The 12389-nt window shown below is 45.5% G+C and carries 12 protein-coding genes; 7 read left to right on the forward strand and 5 right to left on the reverse strand.

From position 1 onward, the window contains the following. Positions 1 to 170: 170 nt before the first annotated feature. The 5 genes from HMPREF0671_RS00620 to HMPREF0671_RS00640 form a co-directional block, all read right to left on the reverse strand. Positions 171 to 1721, reverse strand: a complete 1551-nt coding sequence (locus tag HMPREF0671_RS00620; RefSeq protein ID WP_036896007.1) for a sulfatase — start codon at positions 1719 to 1721, stop codon at positions 171 to 173. Positions 1722 to 1784: 63 nt separating this feature from the next. Next, positions 1785 to 2819, reverse strand: coding sequence for a Rid family hydrolase (locus HMPREF0671_RS00625; RefSeq protein WP_036896009.1), 1035 nt, complete (start codon positions 2817 to 2819; stop codon positions 1785 to 1787). Between the two features lie 114 nt (positions 2820 to 2933). After that, the gene (locus tag HMPREF0671_RS00630; RefSeq protein WP_036896010.1) at positions 2934 to 3314 is read right to left on the reverse strand and encodes a FecR domain-containing protein; all 381 of its coding nucleotides are present in this window, start codon (positions 3312 to 3314) and stop codon (positions 2934 to 2936) included. A 75-nt stretch (positions 3315 to 3389) separates the two neighbouring features. Beyond that, positions 3390 to 3890 carry an RNA polymerase sigma-70 factor gene (locus tag HMPREF0671_RS00635; protein WP_036896011.1) on the reverse strand — a complete coding sequence of 167 codons (501 nt, stop codon included), beginning with the start codon at positions 3888 to 3890 and terminating at the stop codon, positions 3390 to 3392. A gap of 63 nt (positions 3891 to 3953) precedes the next feature. Beyond that, positions 3954 to 4946, reverse strand: a complete 993-nt coding sequence (locus HMPREF0671_RS00640) for a malate dehydrogenase (RefSeq protein ID WP_036896013.1) — start codon at positions 4944 to 4946, stop codon at positions 3954 to 3956. A gap of 239 nt (positions 4947 to 5185) precedes the next feature. Here HMPREF0671_RS00640 and HMPREF0671_RS00645 point away from each other — a divergent pair, with 239 nt between their 5' ends. From HMPREF0671_RS00645 to HMPREF0671_RS00670, 7 genes are all read left to right on the forward strand, one after another. Further along, positions 5186 to 6976 (forward strand): aminopeptidase P family protein, encoded by a 1791-nt coding sequence (locus tag HMPREF0671_RS00645; protein WP_036896015.1) that lies wholly within the window; start codon positions 5186 to 5188, stop codon positions 6974 to 6976. Positions 6977 to 7166: 190 nt separating this feature from the next. Continuing rightward, a complete protein-coding gene (locus tag HMPREF0671_RS00650) occupies positions 7167 to 7637 on the forward strand; it encodes an arginine repressor (RefSeq protein ID WP_036896017.1) in 471 nt (156 codons plus the stop codon). A 41-nt stretch (positions 7638 to 7678) separates the two neighbouring features. Then, the gene (locus HMPREF0671_RS00655) at positions 7679 to 8338 is read left to right on the forward strand and encodes a GNAT family N-acetyltransferase (RefSeq protein ID WP_052052713.1); all 660 of its coding nucleotides are present in this window, start codon (positions 7679 to 7681) and stop codon (positions 8336 to 8338) included. A 20-nt stretch (positions 8339 to 8358) separates the two neighbouring features. Continuing rightward, the gene (locus HMPREF0671_RS00660) at positions 8359 to 9558 is read left to right on the forward strand and encodes an argininosuccinate synthase (RefSeq protein ID WP_036896019.1); all 1200 of its coding nucleotides are present in this window, start codon (positions 8359 to 8361) and stop codon (positions 9556 to 9558) included. 240 nt (positions 9559 to 9798) lie between these two features. After that, positions 9799 to 9987, forward strand: a complete 189-nt coding sequence (locus tag HMPREF0671_RS11840; RefSeq protein ID WP_082721757.1) for a PspC domain-containing protein — start codon at positions 9799 to 9801, stop codon at positions 9985 to 9987. Between the two features lie 75 nt (positions 9988 to 10062). Beyond that, positions 10063 to 11031, forward strand: coding sequence for an N-acetyl-gamma-glutamyl-phosphate reductase (argC, locus tag HMPREF0671_RS00665; RefSeq protein ID WP_036896021.1), 969 nt, complete (start codon positions 10063 to 10065; stop codon positions 11029 to 11031). Positions 11032 to 11136: 105 nt separating this feature from the next. Beyond that, positions 11137 to 12279 (forward strand): aspartate aminotransferase family protein, encoded by a 1143-nt coding sequence (locus HMPREF0671_RS00670; protein ID WP_036896023.1) that lies wholly within the window; start codon positions 11137 to 11139, stop codon positions 12277 to 12279. Positions 12280 to 12389: the final 110 nt, after the last annotated feature.

Raw genomic sequence — 12389 nt, forward strand, 5'->3', positions numbered from 1 at the left:
CTCATAATAGTTAGATAGAGACAAAACTTATTTGCCTTTATTGCTCATATTTAACTATACGAACCATTGTAATTAACTAATATTAACCATAAAAACCAAAAATACAGAATATTTATCAAGTTTTTATTAAAATGTTACCACAAAGGAATATAAGTCTAGAATAACCCTTCTTATTCCTCATCCGGCCATGGACATGGCTTACCAGTCTGCTTAAACACAGGGCGTTGAGCCCCCATACTACGCAGAGAAGTACCCAGTTCTGCCGACAAAGACTTGACGAGTTGGGGCTTTGAAGCAGCCATATCATGCTTTTCACTAATATCTTTCGGAATATTGTAGAGTTCTTTCTTACCCGTCTTATAATTATAAATTAATTTCCAATCTCCCTTTCTAATTGCACAATTCAGACTGATACCGGGGCCGGTATTGCCCCAAACATTCGGATAATTCCACACCAAAGCTCTATTTTTAGATGGGTCTCCCTGCTTAGTCAGCAAGGGTACAAAACTCCGTCCATCAATTACTTGAGGCACCTTGTAGTCTTTCACTCCCGCCATCTCAAGAATAGAAGGATAAAAATCTTCTATCATCAGATATTGGTTACACCGTGTGCCGGGCTGGACACGGCGAGGCCATTTCACTATCATAGGTTCACGGATTCCACCTTCATACATAGAACCCTTCCCACAAGTAAGCGGAGCGTTCTGGGTATAAAGCGGAGCATCGCGCCACTGTAGCCCCGTGGCATATCCACCGTTATCGCTCATAAATATAATAATGGTGTTGTCGGCCTCATCGTTCTTCTCCACCCAATCCATAATGTCGCCCAAACTTTTATCCATACCTTCTACCAAAGACGCATAAGCAGCTTCCTTATCAGAGAGTCCTTTTTTCTTATACTTATCGAAGTAGCGCACATCTTTTTCTATTGGGATATGGACGGCATAATGAGCCATATAGAGATAGAATGGCTGGTTGTATTCCTTGGCCTTCTGTAAAGCTCCTATAGCCTCACGTGTCAAAGCCTCGGTGAGGAACGTACCACTGCCCCAATACTTTTCTAAAGTTGGCACAGCATGCCAAGATGCTTTCTTGCCATCTTTCTCATTGCCATAATTCTCTTCACTCAAATAGGTTGCCGGCGAGCCAATTGAATTACCTGCAATATTCACTTCAAATCCCCAATGACTAGGATTCTCCCCCGGAGTATTCCTTGCTCCCCAATGTGCCTTACCGCAATGAATGGTATGATAACCGTTCTCGCGCAATAATTCCACAAACGACTTGCCAACATAAGTATAATCTGTACCCGAAACCTGACTGATTCCGTTTACGTTCCAATCGGGAGGTGCCACGGTCTCGTCCTTGCTATCGGTCGAAACTCCCTTTACTTTAGTCCAGTTAGTCACACGATGGCGAGCTGCATTTGAGCCGGTCATCAAACTACAACGGGTCGGCGAACTGATAGGTGTGGCATAGGCTTGCGTGAATAGCATACCTTGTGCAGCCAATCGCTCCATATTCGGCGTCTCATAAATGTCATTATAACGCGTGCGCTGCGTCCAAAAAGGTACGGAAGTATCTTGCCAACCCATATCATCTACCATAAAAAGGATGATATTCGGACGTTTGGTTTCATACTGTGCGGTATGTGCCATCGTTGTCAATGGACTCGTTGCCGCCAATGTCAAAATAGGTAATAACTGCTTTGATGCGTTCATTTCTTCGAATTAATGATAATGAATTATAGGTTAAGATGATATGATTAATAGATAAAAGGCAACTCATCTCTCTTTGAAAGAGCTAGAAGAGGATACCCCTTCCATTTCTATGAGCCACCCCGGCCGACATACCTTGGCATGTACGATAACATGGGGGATAGCAGGATAGAGTCGGCGGAGGAAAGCTTCCACCGGTACATAGTCTGATATGTCACGCAAATAGACTACTAGATAATCTAACTGCTGCATACGGGCTCCACCATCTTTCAGCAACATACTGATATTCTCCAACAACCGAGCCGTTTGACGCAACACATCTCCACGATAAAGTATCTGCCCTTTTTTATCGATAGAGGCTGTCCCCGATATAAAGCAACGCTGTGATAAGGCGGTCGTGATACGCGTTCCACGCTCGAAAGCCACCCCGTATTCATGCGTTGGATTTAGATATTCCAATGCTTGAAGATACTTTTTATCGCTTTCTACGATGTGGGGGAAGGTCAAGAAGTCCATTCCCACGGCAGCATGGCACACTGCTGTTGCCCCTCCAATACCTGTACTCGCAATAAAATGCGTGTCGGTGGTCAATCCATATTGTGCAAACACGTCGTTACGAGCCTTTACGATGTCGGCATAATCATTATCGATATCAGCTACATAAATCCATGTTCGCACCAAATGTTCGCTCATCGTGAGGTGTAAAGAATCGGCTATGGCTATGTATTTTTCAAACAAGAGCCGTGTCTGTTCGTAAGCATTATGACCCGACACTTCCTCATCTGTCAGTCGCAAAGCGTGGAAAAGTGTCTCCGGTGCTTGATCATCGGTCATCAACAACAGTGAGATTTTACTGCCATCGGCCGGTGCTTGCTCCACAATGGTACAATTGTTATCCGACAATAGATCTATATATAAAGGTGAATCCAGCAACTGTGCGTGCTGATTCAAGATGTCACTCAGAAATATTTTGCAATAGCATAGACTTCGACCATCTAGTTTTTCCATATCCAGATAGTCGCCCACAGCTAAATAGAGTTCACCCAGCCGCTCGACAAAACTACCGCGACTACGAGGTGAAAACACAATATATTTATGCATAGATAGGTTTATTTCCTACAAAAATAGAAAATATTATCGAAATACAAATAGGATATAGCGGCTTATTTCATTTCATCTATAATCACATATCCTATAATCCGCAATTCTCATCCGTCATCTATTCTGCTGCATCATAACAACCTTATCACCTTGTACCTGATATTGAAGATGATAAGTCTCACCTATGATACGCAATGCTAAGGACAAATCGTCCACCGGCAGGGTTCCTGTGAAGCGGTCAGTGAGCATCAACGACACGTCCAATCGAATATCCACACCGTAAGAAGCTTCTATAGCTTCAAGCACTGCACCCAAAGCTTGGAGCTTAAACACCAACGGACCACGCTTCCAAGCACCGATATACTGTACATTGACCGACTTGGCATATTCTATACAGAAGGCATAAAGGCGCTTGGCATATAGCTTCATAGACGAGGCGAAGTGCATGGGTGAGCCTTGCTTTAAGTCGATTATGATTTGTTTCTCATCGTACATGTGAGTACCACCAGTCTTAATGACGATGCAAATATAATCAAAAACAAAATAAAACTAGAATTTTAGTATGCCCAATTAGGCACACAAACCAAGCATATAGAAAAAGGACTCCACCTTGCCACGCAATATTTTCAAGGCTTTGCTCACTTGGTGTTCTACCGTTTTCTCCGAGATACCCAACTCAGAGGCTATCTCACGGTACTTCATATTATCGCGTTTACTCATCACGAACACCTCACGGCAACGCGTAGGAAGTTTATCTATGGCAGTCCACAACTCTGCCTCATGAAAAGATCGTTCCTCTGCTTCCCCGTCGGTCAGCGTTCCTTCCAAATCAGAAGGTAGCACATTCCCGTCTATCGGGTTCGCCTTACGAATATTATCGATACACATATTTCGCACCGATGTATAGAGAAAAGCCTTCACATTGTCCACCGGCCGGTCTTTCTTCCTTTCCCACAACTTGGCAAAACATTCCTGTACCACGTCTTCGGCAGCATCAATGTCATGCAAATAGTGTATGGCATAGAGGCACAACGGGCGGTAATAATATTGAAATGTGAGCGTGATGTCCATCGGTATTACTTAAAAGGCTTACCGGGCAACCACCCGATAAGCCTTACAAAGTTATCTATCTCCTTAGAGGTTAGGATTATCCTTACCCCAATCAGCTACTGCAGGAACGATTTCGAGACCTACAATTTCATCGCGCATCTTGCAAAGATGGTCGTAAGAAGCCTTCAATGAAGCCATCTCCTCTTCTGTACCCTGTGGCAATACATAGTGTACACCGGTAGCATCGATGGTAGTAGGCATAGCCATCATTACATTGTGGAAGCCGAGCTTATCGTCGTTTACATAGCAACCTGCTGGCAATGTGAACTTCTCACCGCCCATAGCTGCCTCTATCATCTTCACTGCGTTGTAAGCAGGGCTCTGGAATGAGCTGCGACCACGGAGCTTGATAATACGTGAACCACCCTGTACAGTGTTGTGCTTGATTTCTTCCCACTTCTCAGCAGAGAGACCACAATCAGCCAAAGGCTTGCCGTCTACCTTTACTTGAGATGCAAACACTGCCATCTGCTCGCCGTGACCACCGTATGTATGTGCACCGGTTACCTTGTCTTGCTGTACACCAAACTCCAGTGCCAAAGCTTGCTGAAGACGAGTAGAGTCAAGAGCTGCGAGAGAAGTCAATTGATTTGGCTTCAAACCAGAGTGGATAAGAGCTGTCAAAGCTGTAACATCAGCGGGGTTGAAGATAACAACAACGTGCTTTACATCGGGGCAATACTTCTTGATATAGTCACCGAACTCAGCTGCAATCTTACAGTTACCTTTGAGCAAGTCCTCACGTGTCATGCCCTCTTTACGGGGAGCACCACCTGAAGAAATGATATACTTAGCACCTGTGAAAGCCTCTTCGGGATTGGTAGTCCATGTTACGTTTGCCCCAGGGAAGCCACACTGAGCGATTTCGTCAGCCACACCGTGAAGTCCGGGCTCAAAAATATCATAGAGACAAAGGTTAGGAGTCAGGCCCAATGTAAGTACGGTCTGAGCCATGTTAGAACCAATCATACCGCCGGCACCGACGATAACGAGCTTTTCGTTTGTTAAAAATTCCATAATTATTAGTTATTTTAAAAAAGTTGTAAGTCTACCATTTGATTTCCGCAAAGTTACAAAAAAATGCTTTTACAACATAGTTTGCTATCATATTAATGTGTTATTAAACTTAAAAAACGAAAGCAGAATCACGTTAAATATTCTATATGTCATGTAGATATGACAATTTGCAACATTTGCTTTTGTCCGTATCGCTTTTATTTCTTAAATTTGTCTATCATTAAACAAAACAAGTAGACATGAAAACCGCAATATCCGAACGCCTCCAATTACTGCGCGAACAGTTGAAACGTGAACATCTCGCTGCATTCATCTTCCCTAGTACCGACCCGCATCAGAGCGAGATAGTACCTTACCATTGGGCAAGCAGAGAGTGGATAACGGGCTTTGACGGCTCGGCCGGGACAGCCGTCGTCACTATGAATAGTGCCGCCTTGTGGACCGACTCGCGCTATTTCCTCGCTGCCGCCGAGCAATTAAGCGGAACGGAATTCCAATTGATGAAAATGGGACTGCCCGAAACACCGTCTATCACAGAATGGTTGGCTCATGAACTACACGAACTTGACGGACCGGAAATAGGTATCGACGGCATGGTAGAGAGTAGCGTGGAGGCAGAAACACTCATCGCTGAGATGAGAGAGCACGGTGGTATCACCGTACGCACCAACTTCGACCCATTGCAACAGATATGGAATGACCGACCGGAGATACCACTTAACCCCATCATGCTGCACCCTTTGAAATATGCGGGAGAAGACACAATCTCCAAACTCCGGCGCATTCGTCAGGCACTACGCGAAAAACATGCCGACGGCATACTCGTCTGCGCACTCGACGACATAGCTTGGACACTCAACTTACGTGGCAGCGACATCCCTTGCAATCCACTTTTCGTGAGCTATTTACTCATATCGAGTACAACAGCCACTCTCTTCGTCGACTCACGAAAGCTATCACCCGAAGTAGAAGCCTATCTGCAAACAGCGCATATAGACGTCGCTCCCTATGAAAAAGTAAAAGAAGGATTGGCGCACTATTTTGAATACAACATACTCATAGACCCTTCAGAAGTAAACTACACGTTGAGCAAGGCTATCAAATGTCAAGCTGTCGTACGCGAAACATCACCCATCCCCGCCTTGAAAGCTATCAAGAATTCTACTGAGATAGCCGGCTTTCGCCAAGCCATGAAGCGCGACGGCATCGCCATGGTGAAATTCCTACGATGGTTACGACCGGCCGTGGAAGCCGGTGGACAAACAGAAATAACTGTAAGCGACCGACTGGAGCAGTTCAGGGCGGAGCAAGCACTCTACAAGGGGGTGTCATTCCCCACCATATCAGCTTACGAAGCCCATGGAGCCATCGTACACTACGAGCCTACAACAGCCACCGACATTCCACTCAAACCTTGCGGATTCATACTCATAGACAGCGGAGCACAGTATCTAGACGGCACGACCGACATCACACGCACCATCCCACTCGGCCCCATCACCGACGAACAGCGCCATATCTACACCCTTGTACTGAAGGCACACATACAACTAGAGCTTTGTAAATTCCCCGATGGAACGAGTGGCACACGCATCGACGCCGTAGCTCGTCAACCGCTTTGGCGCGAAGGACTAAACTTCATGCATGGCACAGGACACGGCGTGGGCAGCTATCTATGTGTTCACGAGGGGCCTCATCAGGTGCGACAGGAATACAAACCAGCTCCCCTGCATGCCGGAATGACCATCACCGATGAACCGGGTATCTACCTTGCCGGAAAGTTCGGTGTCCGTATTGAGAACACCCTCATCGTAGAAGACTATCAAACCACTGCCATGGGACATTTCCTACAGATGGATTCCTTGACCTTATGCCCCATTGATTTGAGTGCCGCCGACCTATCTCTGCTTACCCCCGAAGAACGATCATGGCTCAACAGCTACCATCAGTATGTCTACGACGAACTTGCACCGGAACTCAATACCGATGAGAGAGCGTGGTTAAGAGAAGCGACCAAAGCAGTGAAGTAATCCTTATTTTATCGAATAGCCGAAGTTTTGACTATTCAATTTACCAAGCCCCCATGTTGCATATTTATGCACTAAAAAGACCAACACCTCATAATTTATCACCTAAATATGCAATTTTATACAAAAATATTTGGTTATTCATGCAACAACACATACTTTTGCAACCGTATAATGAATAAAAATACAAAGCATGAAAGATAAAGGAAGCAGAATAGACGCCCTCAAGATGCTCATTTCCAGCAAGGAATTAGGAAGCCAAGAGGAAGTGTTGAAAGCATTGCAACAAGAAGGTTTCAAATTGACACAAGCCACATTGAGTCGCGACATGAAGCAACTGAAAGTGGCAAAGGCTGCCAGCATGAACGGTAAATACGTATATGTATTGCCCAACGAGACGATGTACAAGCGCGTACATAAACCTATGAGCGTGCTGGAAATGATGAATACACCGGGCTTTCTATCGGCCAACTTCTCTGGAAACATGGGAGTCATCAAGACAAGACCGGGCTATGCGAGCAGCATAGCGTACAACATTGACATGAACGACATACCGGAAATCTTGGGAACAATAGCCGGCGACGACACCATATTTATAGTATTAAAGGAAGGGGTAAGCGAACAAGCGGTGTTGAAGAAACTTTATTCAATTACTTCCATGTAAATCTTTCAACACCATACATTCATGGGGATAATAACAAAAAGATGAAAGAACAAGACCAAACTACAGAAACAGCCTCCCCCATTACAGTTTCGAGACCGAAAGACAAGATTCAAGTGGTAGTGGCCGATCCCTCCCACGAGATATACGTAGACACCATTTTAAAGACTATTGAAGAAGCGGCAAAAGTGCGTGGTACCGGTATTGCCAAGCGTACACACGAATATCTAGCTACTAAAATGAAAGAGGCGAAGGCCGTCATTGCCTTGGATGGCGATAAGTTTGCCGGATTCAGCTATATCGAGACATGGGGAAACAAGCACTATGTGACAACTTCAGGCCTCATCGTGCATCCCGATTACCGCGGACTAGGACTGGCCAAACGCATCAAAGACATGACTTTCACGTTGGCACGCAAGCGTTGGCCACACGCAAAAATATTCTCATTAACATCCGGATCGGCCGTGATGAAGATGAACACCCAATTAGGTTATCATCCCGTAACATTCAGTGATTTAACCGACGACGAATCTTTTTGGCGCGGATGTGAGGGATGTGTGAATAAAGATGTGCTCCATCGAACAGGCCGTAAATACTGTATTTGCACTGCCATGCTTTTCGATCCGGAGGAACAGCTGCCCGCAAAGATTCCCGCAGAAGTGATGGAGCGGGTCATGAAGATAGAAAATGGATACAAAGAATAATGATTGAAAGGAAATAGAATATGGGAAAGAAAAAAGTCGTAGTAGCCTTCTCAGGCGGACTTGACACCTCATACACCGTAATGAAACTCACCCAAGACGGGTGGGATGTATATGCCGCATGCGCTAACACCGGCGGTTTTAGTGCCGAACAGCTCAAGACCAACGAGGCAAACGCCTATAAATTAGGTGCCGTAGCCTACGCTACGCTCGACGTCACACAGGAGTATTACGAGAAAAGTTTGAAGTATATGATATTCGGAAACGTAATGAGAAACAATTGTTATCCCATATCCGTATCATCAGAACGTATCTTCCAAGCCATCGCCATTGCCCGCTATGCAAAAGAAATTGGAGCTGATGCCATCGCCCATGGTTCTACCGGAGCCGGCAACGACCAAATTCGATTCGACATGACTTTCCTTGTCATGGCTCCGGGAATTGAGATTATCACCCTCACACGCGACAAAGCGTTGAGTCGTCAAGAGGAAGTGGACTACTTAAACGAACATGGATTCTCGGCCGACTTCACCAAATTAAAATACAGCTACAACGTAGGTATCTGGGGAACTAGTATCTGTGGCGGTGAATTACTAGACCCCACACAGGGATTACCCGAAGAAGCTTACTTGAAACATGTCACTTGTAATGAAGAAACCGATCTCAAAATCACATTTAAGAAAGGTGAGATTGTGGCAGTCAACGGTGAACTGTTCGATGACAAGATAGCCGCTATTCAAAAGATAGAAGAGATAGGTGCAGCCTACGCCATTGGTCGTGACTGCAACGTTGGAGACACAATTATCGGTATCAAAGGCCGTGTAGGCTTCGAAGCCGCTGCTCCAAAATTGATTATCGAAGCACATAGATTGTTGGAAAAGAGCACGCTCAGCAAGTGGCAACAGTACTGGAAAGAACAGGTAGCCAATTGGTATGGCATGTTCTTGCACGAGAGTCAATATCTCGAACCGGTGATGCCAGATATCGAAGCGATGCTCACCAGCTCACAACGCAACGTAAACGGTACCGCCATCTTAAAACTTCGCCCCTATGGTTTCCAAACTGTTGGTGTAGATAGTGACGACGATTTGACGAAATCCAAGCTCGGAGAATATGGCGAGATGCAGCATGGATGGACTGCCGAAGAGGCCAAAGGGTTTATCAAGGTAAGCTCTACACCGCTGCGAGTATACTACGGGGCACATCCGGGAGAGGAGAGGTAAGAACCTCCCCCATCCCCTCCCAAGGAGGGGAGTCCACCTGTCAACTTGTTTACTAGCCAACTCAAGAACTCAGAAACTTAAGAACTTAGAGGCTCAAAAAGACTGGTCAACTTGTTTACTAGCCAACTCAAGAACTCAAAGACTTAGGAACTTAGAGACTCGAAAAGACTGGTCAACTCGTTTACTAGTCAACTTAAGAACTCAAAGACTCAAGAACTTAGAAACTTAAAAAATCACCAAATGTCAACAGGAAAAAGAATTTATCGACCTAAAGACCGCATGGTTGCTGGCGTATGTAGTGGTATTGCAGCGTATTTCGACTTCGACCCGACGCTCACACGCATTCTCTACACTCTGCTAACCATCTTCACCGCATTCAGCGGAGTCATTCTTTATTTGATATTATGGCTTATCGTGCCGAGTGAATAAGGGGATTATTGATAGCAAATAAATACCCAGCAACTCAGAAACTAAAAAACTCACCAACTTATAAACTTATAACAAATGATTAAAGTAGGAATCTTCGGTGCAGCCGGATATACAGGTGGCGAACTCATTCGTCTGCTATTGAATCACCCGGAAGCTGAAATCGTATTTGCAAACAGCGAGAGTAACGCCGGCAATCCTTTGACCGATGTTCACGAAGGCTTGTATGGTGAGACCGATATGAAGTTTACCGATGAAATGTCTTTCGACAAAGTAGACGTCGTTTTTTTCTGCTTTGGACACGGAAAGAGCGAGGCCTTCTTGAAAGAGCATACTATTCCTGACCACGTGAAGATTATAGATCTGGCACAAGACTTCCGTTTAGAAGCTCTCGGCAATGACTTTGTGTATGGCTTACCCGAACTCAATAAAGAGAAGATAGCCCACGCCCAGCACGTAGCCAATCCCGGATGCTTCGCCACTTGCATCCAACTGGGACTGCTCCCCGCTGCAAAACTCGGTATCATCAAGGAAGATGTGGCTGTGAATGCTATCACTGGAAGCACCGGAGCCGGACAAAAACCGGGTGCAACGACGCACTTCTCATGGCGTAACAACAACATGAGTATCTACAAAGCATTCAAACATCAGCATGTACCGGAGATTCGACAGAGTCTGAAACAAGTCCAAGGCCAGCTGGAGGCAAACATTGATTTCATTCCCTATCGCGGTGATTTTGCCCGCGGTATCTTTGCCACTGAGGTGATCAAAACCGACGTCGACATCGACACCATCATCAAAGCATACAAAGATTTCTACCAAGACGCAGCCTTCACCCACTATGTAGACAAGGCCATCGACCTGAAAGAGGTGGTCAACACCAACAAGGTACTCGTGCATTGCGATAAGATAGACAACAAACTTCTCATCACTTGTTGCATCGACAATCTCTTGAAGGGTGCAGTAGGACAGGCTGTCCAAAATATGAACATCATGTTTGGAATCGACGAAACCACTGGACTGAAATTAAAAGCTAGTGCATTTTAGCCCCACCCCCAGCCCTTCTAAAAAGAGGAAAAAATAAAACAACGCCTCCTTACAAAAGCCCCCTCCTTTAGGGAGGGGGTTGGGGGAGGCCCAACATACACACCCATGAAACTATTCGACGTATATCCACTATTCGATGTAAACATCGTGAAAGGCCGGGGATGCAAGGTCTGGGACGACCAAAACCAAGAATACCTAGACCTTTATGGTGGCCATGCCGTCATCAGCATCGGTCATTGTCATCCGCATTATATAAAGCGGATAACACAACAACTCAACGAATTAGGATTCTATTCCAATTCTGTCATCAACAAGCTACAAGTAGAATTAGCCGAGCGACTGGGCAAGATTTCCGGTTACGAAGACTATAGTCTCTTCCTCGTCAACTCCGGGGCAGAGGCCAACGAGAATTGTCTGAAGTTAGCATCGTTCCATCATGGACGCAAACGTATATTGTCTGTAACCAGAGCTTTCCACGGTCGTACGTCGTTGGCAGTAGAAGTTACCGACATTCCTAAGTACGTTGCGCCGGTCAACGAGACCAACAACGTAACCTTCTTACCAATGAATGACCTCGCTGCTTGGGAATCCGAACTGGCCAAAGGCGATGTATGCGCCTGCATCTTGGAATGTATTCAGGGTGTCGGAGGCGTCAATATGGTCACTCCAGAATTCGCGCAAGGTCTACAAACGGCTTGTCGCAAATACGGTACGGTACTCATCTGCGACGAGATACAATGCGGTTACGGTCGTTCAGGAAAATTCTTTGCCCACCAATGGTTGGGCATTCGTCCCGACCTTATCAGCATGGCCAAAGGCATTGGCAATGGTTTTCCGATGTCCGGTATCCTCATCTCGCCAGAGTTTGAAGCCGTTTATGGACAGTTAGGCACCACCTTTGGCGGAAACCATTTAGCTTGTACGGCAGCCTTGGCAGTACTCGATGTATTCGAACAAGAACACTTAGTGGAAAATGCCAACACGGTTGGTACCTATTTTATAGACCAACTGAACAAGCTAAAAGAGGAAAACAGCCACATCATAGAGGTTCGCGGACGCGGCCTGATGATTGGTGTCGTCATGGATATTCCTCATAAAGAGGTGCGTCATAAGCTCATCTACGAGCAACATTGCTTTACCGGATGTGCCGGAACCAACATTCTCCGCATTCTCCCTCCCCTCTGTTTAAGTAGAGAAGAGGTAGATGAGTTCATGAGAAGATTTAGAGTTGTACTGGAAGAGATATAGTTTAAGAGATAATGGGAAGTTTTATAGGAGTTATCAGGAGTTATCTGAAGTTAATGGGAGATGTTTAATAGAAGATAGTGGGAGTAAACGGGAGTAAATAGGAGTTAATA

The organism is Prevotella sp. S7 MS 2 (assembly GCF_000762865.1).
Classification (GTDB): domain Bacteria; phylum Bacteroidota; class Bacteroidia; order Bacteroidales; family Bacteroidaceae; genus Prevotella.